This is a genomic window from Synechococcus sp. CBW1004, assembly GCF_015840715.1.
Classification (GTDB): Bacteria; Cyanobacteriota; Cyanobacteriia; order PCC-6307; family Cyanobiaceae; genus Cyanobium.
In genome coordinates, this window is the sequence record NZ_CP060397.1 from 2032415 (window position 1) to 2048120 (window position 15706).

A 15706-nucleotide genomic window follows, 5' to 3' on the forward strand; every position below is an offset into this window, starting at 1 on the left:
TGCTGCCTGTATCCGATCGCCCATCTTGCGTTGTGGATGGCGAGCTAGGATCACTTTCCCCCCAACGCTGGCCGGAGTGTGAGACCCGGTTTTCACATGGTGTTCAAGTTGAGGCCGCAGCCTGGTCGGTTGGAGAAATTCAAGATGGTGAGAGAGAAAATCGTCGCCATCTTGTTGCAGTGTTTTTTGCTTTTCAGTGTTCTTGTCCCGTTCTCGCTCGCGGCGGGACTCGTGGCGGCTCTGCTGGCGAGCATCGGATTTCGTGCGCTGCCGCTGCTGATTCAGGGGGCGCTGCTGCCTGTCGTGCTGCTGGCCTGGCTGGTGCTGCTGATGCTGATTTATTGCGGCATCACCACGATCGCAGGCTTCTTTGTCTCCAAGCCTCGCCGGGCCACCGGTAGCTTGCATTCAATGTCGCCTGGGATGGCTTTTCTTTTTTATCAATATGCGGTGTACAGCCTGCTCGAGGCGACGCCATTCCTGGTTAATTTGTTGCGGGATATCGCCCCCCTGAGGCTGCTCTTTTTCAGGAGCTTCAGCACACGCTGCAGGCTGCCTCTTTCGACTGCGGGAGCTGCCGGAACCATTCAGGATCCCGACATCATTCATATCGACCGTTCGGTGCTTGTCGGTCACGGTGCCCGCCTCGTGGCCCATTCGCTCGTGGTCGACGATTCTGGTCGCTACGTTTACCAATCCGCGCCCATCCGCATTCACAGTGGAGCGACGATCGGGGGCGACACGTTGGTCGAGCTGGGGGTCAGCATCGGTCGCAACGCCATGATCGAGCCCTTCAGCAGGGTGCCTGCTTACACAGTGGTTCCCGATGGTGAGGTGTGGGGTGGTGTGCCGGCCCGATTTCTGCGCAGGCGATTCGAGGACCTCCCCGTCTCTGTTCAGGCGACCAATGCAACAGTGCTGCCCACATCATCCGATGAAGAGACGCTGCAACTGATCGCCACAAGTCTTGGGGTGGATCGCGGCAAGATTGATGCAAGCGGTGGATCGAATAACTGTGATGAGTGGGATTCGCTTGGTCAGATGTCGATCGCGGCTTCTTTGCAGCTTCGCCACGGCATCAAGCTGTCTCCGGAACAGATCTTTTCACTGAACAGCGTCCAGGATGTGCTGGCCCACCTGCAGCATCCCAACGGCATCCAGCCATCGGATCTTCCGTTGCAGCTCTCTCTGCCTCGCGATCCGGAATTGCTGCCCCTGCTGGATCATGGACGCGTGACATCTGCCCTCTTGGCCAGGGGCCAGTCACCCGACCTTGAGGGTCAGGATGGTTCCATTCATGTGGTTGTTGCCGCGACCTTCGTGGCGGAGCCCTTGGCACAGGCTCTGCGGCTGTGGAGCCGGGCTTTTGGTGTCGCCGTCAGCATTGAATTCGCTGGCTTCAACCAGGTCACGGCCTCCCTTCTGGATCCCGGCAGTCCTTTCGGTCGCAATCGCGATGGAATCAATCTGGTCCTGGCAAGGCCGGAAGACCTGATGACCCTGAATGATGTGCGTGGCGAAAAAGTCGTCGATGCCATCTTCAGCGCTGCCCAGAAGTTTATGGAACGCGGAGGTAGCCTGATGCTGGCGAATCTGCCAGCGGCTGTCTCCCCGTTCTCTGCCATTGCGGCGGCTGATTTCAACTGCCTTCTCAATGACTGGAGCGAGCGGATGAATTCCCTGCCTGGTCTGATCAGCTTTGATTTTGCTGCCATCGTCAATGCTGTTGGCGCCGATCACGCCCCCGATCCTGACCTGGAGATCGCGGCGTCCACCCCCTACAGCAGGGAAGTTTATGATCGGCTTGGAATCGCGCTTGCGCGTGTCGTTCGGCGTCGCCGAATCGCTGCGAAGAAGGTCATCGCACTGGATGGTGATGGAACGCTCTGGCAGGGTGTTCTCGGTGAAGATGGTATGGAAGGGGTGCGACTTTCTGAGGGGCATGCCTGGTTTCAGAGGCGGCTCATTGAGCTCAAGGAAAAAGGCGCTCTGTTGGTGATCGTCAGCAAGAATGAGCCTGAAGATGTCTGGGAGCTGCTAGAAGTCCGAGCTGATTTCCCGCTGAACAAGCAGGACTTTGTCGCTCACAGGATCGGTTGGAAGCCCAAGTCTGAGGCGTTGCGTGAATTGGCCGTTGAGTTGAATGTCGGGTTGGATTCCTTTCTGTTCATTGACGACAGTCCAACCGAGCGAGCGACGGTCGAGGCCGGCTGCCCGGAGGTGACGGTTCTGCCGCTTCCTGCGGATTCCAGGCATTACGCTTCGCAGCTCAATCGTCTGTGGTGTTTTGATGCCCTCGGCGCAACGATGGAAGACGCCAGCCGCCATTCCATGGTCCAGGCAGAAGCCAGGCGCCGTGAGCTGGCAGCGAAGAATGATGACCTCGAGGCTTATTTGAAGTCGTTGGGCCTTGAAGTCAGGTTTTCTGTGGCCGCATACCAGGACGTACCAAGGTTGGCGCAGCTCAGTCAGAAAACCAATCAGTTCAACCTTTCACTCAGGCGGCGAGACGAGGATGCCTTCAGGGCGCTGCTTGCAGATGGTGCTCATCAGGTCTGGAAGATTTCGGTGGTTGATCAGTTCGGGGAGTACGGAATTGTCGGGCTGATCATTGCGAGATTGGTTGATTCTCGGTCCCCTGTCTGCCTGGAGATCGAGAGCTTCATGCTGAGTTGCAGAGCGTTGGGACGGGGTGTGGAGGAGGCGGCCCTGCATGCCTTGTGCTGTTGGTGTCAGGATCTGGGTGTGGAAACGGTTGTGGCTCCCTACGTCGTTGCTCCCCGCAATAGTCCTGTGCGCGACTTCTTCAGGCGTCAAGGTTTTTCTGATGCCTCCCAGCTCTTCCGGCGTCCGCTGTTGCCGCTGCCTGTCCGGCCCGGTCATGTGAATCTGATCGTTCAGATGTGAGCGCAGGAGGGATGTTTTGGTGCCTGCCCCGCCGCACGCGACTCGCGTGATGCTACAATTGGGGTCTGGAACACGTTTAGTCAAGATCCTGTCATCGGCGCCCAATAGAGCGATTCACCGTGCCCACCCTCACCGCCCTGCAGCTTGCTCTTCTCAATCAGAAAGCGGCTCGGGAGCGGTCCCTGCAGGCTGCCGAGCCCATTGCTGTGATCGGCGTGGGCTGCCGCTTCCCCGCTGGTCCCGGTCGCCCCGATCTGGCATCTCCTGATCAGTTCTGGGACTTTCTCTGTTCCGGTGGTCACGCGATCGGTACCGTGCCCGCCAGTCGCTGGGCGCTTGATCGTTATTACGATCCAACCCCAGGCACCCCCGGCCGTATGCATTGCCGTCATGGGGCCTTCCTGGCTGAGGTGGATCAGTTCGACCCCGTCCGCTTCGGGATCTCCCAGCGTGAGGCGGAGGCCATGGATCCTCAGCAGCGCCTGATCCTCGAGACGGCCTTGGATGCTCTGGAGCGCTCCGGTCTGGGCGAGCGTCAGCTCAGGGGCAGTTGCAGCGGCGTCTACATGGGGATCAGCACCTCCGACTATGCGCTGCGGCAGGTGGCCGACCAGCCCCCTGACAGTCGTTACGACCTTTACTTCGCCACCGGAAACACCTACTCCATGGCGGCCGGAAGGCTGGCTTATGTGATGGGGCTGCAGGGCCCGGCCATGACCGTGGATACCGCCTGTTCCTCGTCGCTGGTGGCGGTGGATCTGGCCTGCCGCAGTCTGCGCGACCGCAACACCGACCTGGCCCTGGCAGGAGGTTCCAATGTGATGTTGTCGCCTCTGAACAGTCTCTGCTTCTCGCGCAGCGGCATGATGGCCAGCGACGGTCACTGCAAGACCTTCGATGCCGCTGCCGACGGCTACGTCCGCGGCGAAGGCTGTGGCGTGGTCGTCCTCAAGCGGTTGGCCGACGCGCTGGCGGCTGGTGATCCGATCCTGGCTGTGATTCGCGCCAGTGGTGTGAACCATGACGGGGCCAGTGCGGGTCTGACCGTTCCCAACGGAGAGGCGCAGCATGGTCTGATGCGTCGCACGCTTGCCCAGGGGCAACTGGACGGGGACCAGATCGATGTGCTCGAGGCGCATGGCACCGGCACCGCTCTCGGTGATCCGATCGAACTCAGGGCCCTGGCGCCGGTCTATGCCCGTCCGGAGCGCGGCACCGCACTGCAGCTCGGCTCCGTCAAGACCAACCTCGGGCACCTGGAAGCGGCGGCCGGCATCGCCGGTCTGATCAAGTGCGTGCTGATGCTCCAGCACGGCCGGATCCCCCCCCATCTGCACCTGCGCCAGCCGACGCCCTACATGAACTGGGGCGACTGGAAACTCCAGATCCCTACGACGCTCACGCCCTGGCCGCGCCAGGGGGGAGAGCCGCGGCGCGCGGCGGTGAGCTCGTTCGGCTTCAGCGGCACGAATGCCCATGTCGTGCTGGAGCAGGCCCCGGTGGAAGCCGTGCTGCCCTGGCCCCGCCCGGCAGCGCCTCTCGCCGGGGGCGACTGGCTGGTGTTCAGCGCCCTCGACAGTGAAGCCCTGCGTCGCTTCGCCCAGGACTTCGCGCGCTGGCTGCCCGATCAACCCGAGCAGGCCTGGGCCGCCCTCTGTGCCACGGCGCGCCGGTCTCGCAGCCTCCTGCGCTGCCGTCTGGCGCTCCGGGCCGCCTCGGCCGCCGAGGCGGCTCAGCAGCTCCGTCACTGGCTCGAAGCCGATAGGGGCTGCGACGCGGTCCACACCGCCGAGATCCCCAACCAGCCGCCCCGGCTGGCGCTGCTCCTCTCCCCGCTGAGTCGCGCCGAGCACTGGCAGGCCTGGCAGCAGATCGGTCTGCGCCCTTCCGCTCTGGTGTTTGATCCGGGCGAGGCGGCCCTGGCGCACGAGCTGGCCGGCACGCCCCCCCAGCTGCGCCTCATCCCCCGTGAGGCCGGTAGCGAAGCCCTGCTCGCCGAGCATGGCTACGGGGCGCCCCTGCCCCTGGAGGCCCCGGCAGCCGAGACGATGGTGCGGCTCTGGCTGGCCGGTCACGCCATCAGCTGGGATTCGCTCGATCCCGCCGGCCTCTGGCCCCGCCAGGCGCTGCCCACCACGCCGTTCAGCCGCACGCGCTGCTGGATCGACGAAGCCTCCGCAGCTCTGGATCCAGGGGCTGACGCTGGCCTGATTCACCTGCCGAGCTGGACGGCGATCGAGCCCGGGGATGGCCGGGCGGCGCCGGCGGGCGCCGAGCTGCTGCTGCTCGGTGGGCCCTCGGCATGCCGCGATGCGCTCGTGGCCTCGCTGTCCGGCCGCTCCGTGATCCCCTTGGCGGACCTGCAGGCGCTCGAGGCCCATCTCAGCCTCAGGCGGGACCAGGGAGCCGACGCGAAGCCCGAGCTGGTCGTGCTGCAGGGGCTGGCGAGTGCTCCTGGGGGGGAGCCGGTTCGGCTCGATCAGCCCTTCTGGCAGGAGTGGCTGCCCCTGCTCCAGCAGCTCACCGGCCAGGCGGCGCAGCTGGATGGAATCCACTGGGCCATCGACGCGACGGCCACCGCCGGCTCGGAGGCCCTGGCCGCACTGCTGCGCTGCTGGGCCCGCGAACTCGGTGCCCAAGCCGGCGGCCTGCTGCGCTGCGGCGCCGAGGGGCAGGGTCTCAAGGAGCTGCTGCTCGCCAACCGCCGTCCCAGCGCCGGGGACGACTGGCGCTGGGACGGCAGCCGCATCGTGCGGCGGGCGCTCACGCCCCAGGCCTCCGCTCCGGCCGGGCCTGGCCTGCGGCTGCCATCCGGCGCCACCACGATCATCAGTGGCGGCCTCGGCGCCCTGGGTCTGGCGACCGCCCGCTGGCTGCAGCAGCGCGGCGCCACCCATCTCACCCTGCTCAGCCGGCGTTCTCCTCAGGCCAGCCAGCAGCAGGTTCTCGACGAGCTGCGGGCCGCCGGTACGGAGGTGGTGGTGGAGCCGGTGGATGTCTGCGCTGCCGACCAGGTGCGAGATCTGACCGACCGGCTGCTGCAGAGCGGCCGGCCTCTGGCCGGCGTCATCCATGCCGCGGGCGTGCTCGACGATGGCCTGGTGACCAACCAGACAGCGGACCGCTGCGCCGCGGTCGCGGCCCCGAAGGTGCTCGGTCTGGTGCATCTCGATCGCTGCACGCGTGAGCTGAAGCCCTGCTTCTTCATCACCTACTCCTCGCTCGCGGCGACGCTGGGCTCACCGGGACAGACCGCCTATGGAGCCGCCAACGGCTGGCTCGATGGCTACATGCAGCAGCGTCAGCGCGAGGGGCTGTCCGGGCTGTCGGTGAACTGGGGGCCCTGGGCGGGCGGTGGCATGGCGGCACGCTCCCCGCAGCATCTCGATCTGCTGGAGCCGGATCTGGCCCTGCAGGCCCTGGGCCGGTGCCTGGAGGACTCCGCCGGCCGTGCGGACACGACCGTCGTGATCGCCCATCTGGGAGCGAGCAGCGCCAGCAACCCGCTTGCGGACCGTGTGCGCCAGCTGGCAGACCAGCTCGCCAGCCTCGAGCAGCCTGGCGGGGAGCGCGGCCTGGCGCTGATCGAAGCCTGTCTGGCCGAGCTGCTCGGAGAGCTCAGCGGCTTCAACGCCGGCAGTCTCGATCGCGATACGCGCCTCGAGGCCCTGGGGCTCGATTCCCTGATGGCCGTCGATCTGGCCACCGCCGTCCAGGCGGGGCTCGGGGTCAGCCTCGGCCTCGGGGCCCTCAGCGGTGATCCCACCCTCGGGAGCCTGGCCAGCCATCTGCACGGCCTGCTCCACAGCGATGGGCAGGACCCGGAGGACGCCCTGGATCTGGGCGAGGAAGCCACCCTGCCCGGCGACCTGCTCTCGCTGCTCGGCTCGGCGTCGCAGGAGCCGCCGGCTGAAGGGCCGGGTGAGGCGATTCTGTTCACCGGTGCCACCGGCTTCCTGGGCGCCTATCTGCTCGCGGACCAGCTCAACCGCTATCCCGATCTGTCGATCTATTGCCTGGTGCGCGCCGACGGCCCCGGCATGGCCCGCAGCCGGGTGCGCAGCAACCTCGAGCATTACGGGCTCTGGCAGGAGAACTATGGCCAGCGCCTGATCGGCGTGCCCGGCAACCTGGCCGAACCCCGTCTGGGGCTGGATCCACAGGCCTGGGAGGCGCTCACTGAGCGCCTCAGCGGCATCCTGCACAACGGCGCCCAGCTGAGTTATGTGGCCCCCTATGGCCAGCTCAGGGCGAGCAATGTGCTCGGCACGCTGGAGGTGCTGAGGCTCGCCGCAGCACGCTGCGACGGCTCCCGCCAGCCTCTGCCGGTGGAGTTCATCTCCAGCACCTCGGTCTACGAGGCAGCCGCTTACCGGGGGCGCGACCTCGACGAGACCAGTGACCTGAGTGAGTGGCAGGGCATTCACCTCGGCTATTCGCAGACCAAGTGGGTGAGCGAGCGGCTGGTCTGGAATGCGGCTCTGCAGGGTCTGCCGGTGCGGATCTACCGGCCGCCCCTGATCGCCGGCCATTCGCTGACGGGGGCCTGGCACGAACAGGATTTTTTGCACCGTCTCATGCGCGGTTGCCTGCAGATGGGCCTTGCCCCTGACCTGACGATGTCGCTCGACCTCGTGCCCGTGGATTACGTGGTGGCTGCCGTGGGGGCGATGGCCTGGCGCTCCAGGCCTCAGGCGTCGATGCCGCCGGTGTTCCACCTGCACCATCCCGAGCCGGTCCTGTGGACCGATCTGCTGGACGGGATGATCGCGATGGGAGCCCCCCTGCGCGCCGTGCCGCTCGACCAGTGGCTCAGCCGCCTGGCCACCGAGCCCGGCAATCCGCTCTATCCCCTGCAGCCCTTCTTCACCCACCGCTGGGGTCCGGAACAGCTCACCTATCCGGAGCTCAACGCTCCCGCCCATCGAGCCAGGCCGGCCTGCCGGATCACCCAGACGGCCCTCAACGATGAAGGTCTCCGCTGCCCGGCCTTCAGCGACTTGCTGCAAACGTATGCTCGCACCTTCTTGGCGGATCTCCTTCGTCATGGCTGAGCAGCCGATCCCCCCTGAACCGATTGCAATCGTCGGGATCGGCTGCCGCCTCCCGGGCGGGGTGTCCGGTCCCGAGGATCTCTGGGCACTGCTGCGTGAAGGCCGCGAAGCCATTGGCGAGATCCCAGCTGATCGCTGGGATCTGAACCATCATTTCAACCCCGATCCCCAGGTCCCCCTGCGCCAGCATCTGCGCCGCGGCGGGTTCGTGGATGGGATCGATCAGTTCGACCCCTCCTTTTTCGGCATTTCCCCGCGGGAGGCCGTCTGCATGGATCCCCAGCAGCGTCTGCTGATGGAGGTGAGCTGGCAGTGCCTGGAAGATGCCGGGCAGCCCGCCGAGGACCTGCGCGGCAAGCCGGTCGCCGTGGTCATGGGGATTTCCAGCGCTGATTACAGCACGCTGCTCTGGATTTCACGATCTGATTATGGCCTGCCGGATAACGAGCCGTTCATTCTGCCGGGAAACACAGGCTGTATTGCCGCCAATCGCCTCTCCTATTTCTTTGATCTGAGGAAGCTCTGATCAAGACCGGGAATTGAGCGCAAGCGTGTCTCATTCTCGCCAATGAGACACAAGTGGGGTATTTTGTCCTTGGCTACTCGCCAGGTACTCCAATCCAGGGCCTGACTGGCTTATTTCTCGTGAGTTCCCCGATCATTTTTGGCTGCTCACCCTCAAGATGGCACACTTATTCTGTCATTTACGCTGTAGAAGGACAACGTTCGCGCACCATCCAGAGATTGGCGAGGGCAAACAGCATCGTCAGCTTGAGGTTGTTCTTGCGGATGCCTCGGTAGAAGACCTTCCGAAATCCAAACTGGCACTTGATGATCCGAAATGGATGCTCCACCTTTGCCCTGACATGTGCTTTCGCCGCCTCCATCAGATCCAGCAGTCTTCCCTCTGGGGTGTCCGGTAGAACTCGGCGCTGTCCGGGCTTCATGGCGATGCGCATCTCTGCTTCGCAGTCCTTGAACGCCTCACGCTTTTCGATGCCGATGTGGCCAGAGTCGCCGTAGATCACGCGTTCCTCGCCATGGACGCGATCGGGTGCCGTGTTCAGCTCATGGACGTTGGCAGCCGTGCTCACCACGGAATGGACCAGACCCGAGGCTGCATCCACACCGATGTGGCACCGCATCCCAAAGAACCACTGGTTGCCTTTGGCCACCGAGTGCATTTCAGGATCCCGCTCGCCCGTCTTGTTCTTGGTTGAACTGGGAGCGTTGATGATTGTGGCATCGAGGATCGTACCCTCCTTAAGCATCACGCCCTTCTCCCGCAGGCTCTGGTTCACCGTCTCCAGGATCTGCTCTGCTATCCGATTCTCTTCCAGGAGGTGGCGGAAGTTCAGGATCGTCGTCTCGTCAGGGATCCGGTCCTCAACCATGTCGATCCCAGCAAAGCGGCGGAAGCAGGGGGTATCGATCAGCATCTCCTCCATCAAGGGATCGGAAAGCGTGAACCACTGCTGCAGCAGGTGGATGCGCAGCATCACCTCCAGCGGAAACGGTGGGCGCCCGCCCTTGGCAGAAGGCCTGTGGTACACAGGCGAAATCAAGGCCAGGAAAGGATCCCAGGGCACTGTGGCTTCCATCTCATCGAGGAAGCGCTGCCGGCGCGTTTTCTTCTTGGCGTAGGTCTGCTCGTAGTCCGTGAAACCCAACTGGAGGGGGGCCGCCATCCGCTGCCAGTCTCATTATTGGAACTGTACTGATTCTATCGGGTTTTTCAGGGGTTCCCTGAAGGGTCCCAGTTTCACGGTCGACACCGCCTGTTCGTCCTCGCTCGTTGCTGTTCATCTGGCCTGTGAAGCCATCTGGCGTGGTGAGGCCAGCGCGGCCCTGGCCGGCGGTGTCCAGGCCCTGCTGCAGCCAGGCGTTCACACCATGTTCTGCAAGGCGGGCCTGCTGGCTCCCGATGGTCGCTGCAAGAGTTTCGATGCGGCAGCCAACGGCTATGTGCGCTCGGAAGGCGCTGGCGCGGTGTTGCTCAAGCCGCTCAGCGAGGCCCAGGCGGACGGCGACACGGTCTACGCCGTGATCCGGGGCACGGCGGTCAATTCGGATGGCCGCAGCAATGGCATGGTGGCCCCCAATTACCGCGCCCAGGTGGCCTGTCTGAAGGCTGCATTCCGGCGGGCCGGTGTGGATCCTTCCTCAGCCCAGTATGTGGAGGCCCATGGCACCGGCACCCGTCACGGGGATCCGATCGAACTGCGGGCCCTCGGCATGGTGCTCGGGCAAGGCCGCAGAGACGATCGCCCCTGCCGCGTTGGATCGGTGAAGACCAACCTGGGTCATTCCGAAACCGCCGCAGGCATCACCGGTCTGATCAAGGCGGCCCTGTGCGTGCACCATCGCCAGATCCCCCCCAGCCTGAACTTCCGCACCCCCAATCCCTCGATCGATTTCCAGGGCCTCAAGCTCAGGGTGCAGACGGCACTGGAGCCCTTCCCCCAGCCCGACGCGCCGGCGGTGGTGGGGGTGAGTTCGTTCGGCTTCGGCGGCACCAATGCCCACGTGGTGCTCGATGAAGCACCCCGGCAGCCGGCTCCAGCCCGCTACGGCCAGCAGCTGCCCCTGCAACTGCTCTGCCTCTCGGCCCGCACCGAGCCGGCCCTGCGCGCCCTGGCCGTGGCCACGGCAGATCAGCTCGAGCGGCAGCCCCAGTCGGGCTTCGAGGACCTCTGCGCCACGGCGAATCAGTGCCGCAGCCCGATGGTGAAACGGCTCACCTGTCTGGCTCCGGACCGGGCCAGCCTGATCCAGCAGCTGCGGGCCTTCAGTCAGGGGCAGGAGCTGCCGGGACTGCGCCACGGCCAGGCCTCCCGCCAGCCCGGTCGGCTCGCCTTCCTGTTCACCGGCCAGGGTTCCCAGGCCCCGGGCATGGCCCAGGGCCTCTACCAGGCCCATCCGGTCTTCCGTGAAGCCTTCGATCGCTGCACGGCCCTGCTCGATCCGCTGCTCGGTCAGCCCCTGGCGGAGCTGATCTTCCCCACCGAGGACCGGCGTGAGCAGGCGGCGGAGCTGCTCTCCCAGACCCGCTTCACCCAGCCCGCCCTGTTCGTGGTGGGTTATGCCCTCAGCCAGCTGTGGCTGAGCTGGGGGGTGCGCCCCGACCTGCTGATGGGCCACAGCGTCGGTGAGGTGGTGGCCGCTCACCTGGCCGGGGTGTTCAGCCTTGAGGACGCCCTGCGCCTGATCGAGGCCCGCGGCCGTCTGATGCAGGATCTGCCGGCCGGCGGCGGCATGCTGGCCCTGCTCACCAGCCAGGAGCGGGTTCAGCAGCTGCTCGCCACGCTCGCGGACGAGGCGGGCGCGTTGCACCTGGCGGCCATCAATGGCCCCACCAACATCGTGGTGGCCGGTGCCGTGGGGCCGCTGCAACGGCTGGAGGCCGCCGCCGCCGCCGCCGGTGTGCAGGCCCAGCGACTGGCGGTGTCGCATGCGTTCCACACCCCGGCCCTGCGGCCGATGCTGCCGGCGTTCGAGCAGGTGCTGCTCCAGATCCGCTTCAGCCCCCCGCGGATTCCCCTGGTCAGCAATGTCACCGGGCAGCTGATCGGCGCCGAGATCGCCACGGCCGAGTACTGGTGCCAGCACGTGATCAGCCCCGTGCGCTTCGGCGACGGGATGGCCGCCTGCAGCGGCATCTCCACGTTCATCGAAATGGGGGCCCGGCCCACCCTGATCGGCATGGGGCGTCACTGCCTGCGGGAGCCCTACCTGAGCTGGCTGCCCAGCCTGCGCCCCGGCCAGGAGGATCTGGCCGTCCTGCTCGACAGCCTGGCCCGGCTGCACGAACTCGGCCACAGCGTCGACTGGCGGGCCTTTCACCGCCCCTTCCCCCATCGGCGGGTCAAGCTGCCGGGCTATCCGTTCCAGCGGCAGCGCTACTGGTGGTCTCCGGTGGGGCAGGGGGAGGCGCCCAGCACCCTCTGGCGACAGTTCATCCACCCCGGTGGTTCCGGCGCCGCGCTGACGACGCTGCAGTCGGCCGCCGTCGCCGGCAGTCCCGCGACCGGCCTGCCGGCTCCTGCGCTGGCCGGCGCGGCGGCGGCCCTGGAACCGCTGGCCCTGCCCGGGGGGACGGAGCAGCGTCTGCAGACCTGGCTGTCGGCCGCCGCGCCGGAGGATCTGAGCGATCACCGCATCCGCAACCAGGTGGTGTTCCCGGCGGCGGGTTTCCTGCTGCTCGCCCTGCAGGCACTGCAGCAGCTGGAACGCCCCCTGGCACTGGCCGATCTGGAGCTGGACACGCCGCTGCGGCTCAGTGACGCGGCCACGACGCTGCAGCTGGTGCTGGGTGAGGCCATCGAGTTTCACAGCGCCGGCCCCGAGGCGGGCGCCGGATCCCCGGCCTGGCGTTGTCATGGCCGGGCCCGCCGGCCGCACGGCAGCGACGCCTCGGCCATCCCGCCCCCCTTCGCCCCGTTCGAGGCGCCGGCCGACGCCGCCGAGCTCGACCTGGACCACTTCTATGCGGCCCTGCGGCAGTTCGGGCTCAACTACGGGCCCAGCTTCCGTGGGTTGATCAGCCTGCGCCGCGCCGGCGGCGACCGGCCTGACGCGGACTCCCCCGGCGTTGGTCAGGGGGCTGGCCGGGCCTGGGCCACGCTGCAGCGTCCCCCTGGCGCCAGCGACTGGGCTCTGCTTGATGCCTGCTTCCAGGCGGTGGCGGCCACGCTGGATCCCGAGGCGTCCGCGGGCCAGCTGCTGCTGCCGGTGGGCCTGCAGGAGCTGAGCCTGGCGCGGCTGCCGCTCCCCGATCGCTTCGAGTGCCAGGTGCAGCTGCGCCACAGCGATGAGCCGGCTCTGGTGCTGGCCGATCTGCTGCTCTGCTCCAGCGGCGACGCCGCGAGCGCCCCCGAGGTTCTCGGCTGGCTGCGGGGCTTCCGGCTGCGGCGCCTGCCGCGCCAGGCCCTCGAGTGGCTGTTCCCGCAGGCGGAGGCGGAGCCGGCGGCTGGGGAGTCGCCGCAGGCCCTCAACCGTGATCTGGTGCGCCATCACTGGATTCCCTTGGCGACCGAAGAGCACCGCGACGGCGACGCCGATGCGCAGGGCCCTCCCGCGGAGGCGGATGTGCTCTGGATCGAGTCGGCCGATGCCGACCTGGAGACAGGGATCGCCGCGCTGCTGCAGCTGGCCCAGAAGGCCAGCGCCGGCAGCGCCACGACGATCTGGCTCGTGCTGGAAGGACAGTCCGCCACGGCCCATGCCCTGGCGGCCATGGCCCGGACCGCGGCCCTGGAGGCGGGCCGCAGCACCTGGTTCACCCTGTGGCTGCCGGCTGGGGCGCGCCGCGACAATCTCAGCATTCCCTGGGGCGCCATCCAGTGCCTCGCCCAGGAGGAGGCCACGCTCGCCTTCGATGGTGCGCAGCTGCAGCGGGGCCGGCTGCTGCCGGTCCATCCCGAGCGGTTCCGCTACGGCACCGCCAGCTTCGGCCTCCTGGAAAGCCTGCACCCTGCTCCTCTCCCCCCCCAGAGCCCGGCCCGTGGCGAACTGGAACTGGTGGTGGAGGCCACCGGCCTCAATTTCCGCGATGTGCTCAACGCCCTGGGGCTGTTGCGCGAGTACAGCCGTCAGCTGGGCATGGATGAGGCGGCCCGGGTTCCCTTCGGTGGCGAATGCGTCGGCCGTGTCGTCGCGGTCGGGGAGGGGGTGGATCCCGCCCTGATCGGCCAGCGGATGCTGGCGGCGCTGGCGGTGGGCAGTCTCGCCAGCCATGTGGTCACGCGCGCCGAGCTGTGCGTGCCTCTGCCCGAGGCGATGTCCATCGAGGTGGGCGCCAGCCTCAGCACAGCCTTCCTCACCGCGGTCTATGGACTGGACACCCTGGCTCAGCTGAAGCCTGGCGAGACGGTGCTGATCCACGCGGCGGCCGGTGGCGTCGGTCAGGCGGCGGTTCAGGTGGCCCAGCGTCTCGGTGCGCGGGTGTTCGCCACGGCCAGCGATGCCAAGCACGCCCTGCTGCTGGAGCAGGGCGTCGAGGCGGTGTTCGATTCCCGATCCACCCTGTTCGCCGAACAGCTGCTCGCCCGCACCGATGGCCGTGGCGTCGATGTGGTGCTCAACAGCCTCAAAGGCGAGTGGGTGGACGCCAGTTTCCGCGCCCTGGCCCGGGGCGGCCGCTTCGTCGAACTGGGCAAGATCGAGATCTGGAGCCGCACCGAAGCGGAGCAGCGCCGCCCCGATGCCCGCTACCTGCCGTTCGATCTGCTCGAGGTGGCTGCGGCCGATCCCGGCCTGATCCAGCAGCTGCTGCGCGACATCCTCACCCGCGTCGACAGCGGAGCGTTCCGACCCATCCCGCTGCAGAGCTTCCCGATCGAGCGGACCGAGGAAGCCTTCCGGCTGATGGCCCAGTCCCGGCACATCGGCAAGGTGGTGATTCAGCTGCAGCCGCGCACGCCGACCGGTCTGGCCATCCGCCCGGCGGGCACGTATCTGATCAGCGGCGCCTTCGGCGGCATCGGTCGCCTGCTCTGCTCGTGGCTGGCCGACCAGGGGGCCGCTTCTCTGCTGTTGCTGGCCCGTCCCGGTGGCCGCGATCCCGAGCAGCGGCGGGAGCTGCTGGCCTCCCTCACGGCCAGGGGCCTGGCCGTGCAGGTGCTGGAGCTGGATCTGGGCTGCGCCGGCGAGGGCGGCCACCGGGTGGTTGATGCCCTGCGCGCAGCCCTGGCCGGGCTGCCACCGGATCAGCCGCTGCGGGGGGTGTTTCATGCCGCCGGCGTGCTGGATGACGGCCTGATTCCCACCCAGACGCCGCAGCGGATCGCGGCCGTCATGGCTCCCAAGCTGGCCGGCTGGCAGCAGCTGGATCGGGCGCTGCAGGCCAGTGGCGCCGATCCGGAGCTGGTGGTGATGTTCAGTTCGATGGCCTCCCTGATCGGTTCGCCCGGCCAGTCGGGGTACAGCGCCGCCAACGGGGCCCTCGACGGACTGATGCGGGCTTCCGCGCGTCCTGGTTGGCTGTCCCTTCAATGGGGGCCCTGGGCCAGCGGTGGCATGGCCGCAGCCCTCGATCCGCAGCAGCAGCAGCGCCTGCAGGCCTTCGGCCTGCGCCTGCTGGAGCCTGCGCTCGCCCTGGAGCGCCTGGAGCGGGCCATCCGGCAGGAACTCGCCGGCCCGGTGGCTGTGATCGATGTCGACTGGCAGACCCTGGCGCGCCAGGCACCGGAGCGCCAGGCGAGGGCTCTGGAAGCGCTGGTGCGTTCCTCTGCGCGGGACGAGGAGTCGCCAGAGGCGGCTGAGCCGGCCTATTTGCTCACCCTGAGACAGATCCCGGCGGCGGAACGCTTGTCGACCCTGATTGCGTTCATTCAGAAGCAACTGGCGACGGTGATGGGCATCGTTGACAGTGACCAGATCGACCCTGGTGAGCCGCTGTTCAATCTGGGCCTGGATTCATTGATGGCCCTGGAACTGATGGTCCTCCTCGAGAAAAATCTGGGCATCAAGCTGACTGAATCGCTGGTCTTTGAATATCCAACAATCGAGGCGCTTTCGGGCTATTTCATGCAGGAACTGTTCCGTGATGATGGCTCCTCTGCGACCAGCATTCCGACTGAATCGCTGAGCAGTCACCAGGTCGAGCAGGCGACCGACATGCCTCCGCAAGATGGGTCTGCGGTTGATGAGCACGTCTCTGAATCGCGCATTGAGCAGGAACTGGAGGAGATCGGTTCGCTCGATGCCAGTGAGCTGCTGCGGCAGCTCAGAGGTTGATGAGGGCG

Annotated in this window: 5 protein-coding genes; 4 read left to right on the top strand and 1 reads right to left on the bottom strand. The window is 66.7% G+C overall.

Features of this window, described 5'->3' with window-relative positions:
• The first annotated feature begins 129 nt into the window (after positions 1 to 129).
• From H8F25_RS09755 to H8F25_RS09765, 3 genes are all read left to right on the top strand, one after another.
• Positions 130 to 2907: an HAD-IIIC family phosphatase gene (locus H8F25_RS09755; protein ID WP_231596743.1), complete on the top strand. Its 2778-nt coding sequence runs from the start codon at positions 130 to 132 to the stop codon at positions 2905 to 2907.
• A gap of 119 nt (positions 2908 to 3026) precedes the next feature.
• Complete coding sequence (locus H8F25_RS09760; protein WP_197210255.1) at positions 3027 to 7961, top strand: thioester reductase domain-containing protein; 4935 nt, start codon at positions 3027 to 3029, stop codon at positions 7959 to 7961.
• Entirely contained in the window at positions 7954 to 8487 is a 534-nt protein-coding gene (locus tag H8F25_RS09765; RefSeq protein WP_197210256.1) for a beta-ketoacyl synthase N-terminal-like domain-containing protein, read from the top strand. Before H8F25_RS09760 ends, H8F25_RS09765 begins: the two co-directional genes overlap by 8 nt.
• Before the next feature lie 178 nt (positions 8488 to 8665).
• Here H8F25_RS09765 and H8F25_RS09770 read toward each other — a convergent pair whose 3' ends face one another.
• Positions 8666 to 9649, bottom strand: coding sequence for an IS5 family transposase (locus H8F25_RS09770; RefSeq protein ID WP_197210200.1), 984 nt, complete (start codon positions 9647 to 9649; stop codon positions 8666 to 8668).
• On the opposite strand from H8F25_RS09770, the gene H8F25_RS09775 reads away from it, so the two are divergent.
• The gene (locus tag H8F25_RS09775; protein WP_197210257.1) at positions 9621 to 15698 is read left to right on the top strand and encodes a type I polyketide synthase; all 6078 of its coding nucleotides are present in this window, start codon (positions 9621 to 9623) and stop codon (positions 15696 to 15698) included. The two genes, H8F25_RS09770 and H8F25_RS09775, sit on opposite strands and share 29 nt — an antisense overlap.
• Positions 15699 to 15706 lie beyond the last annotated feature (8 nt).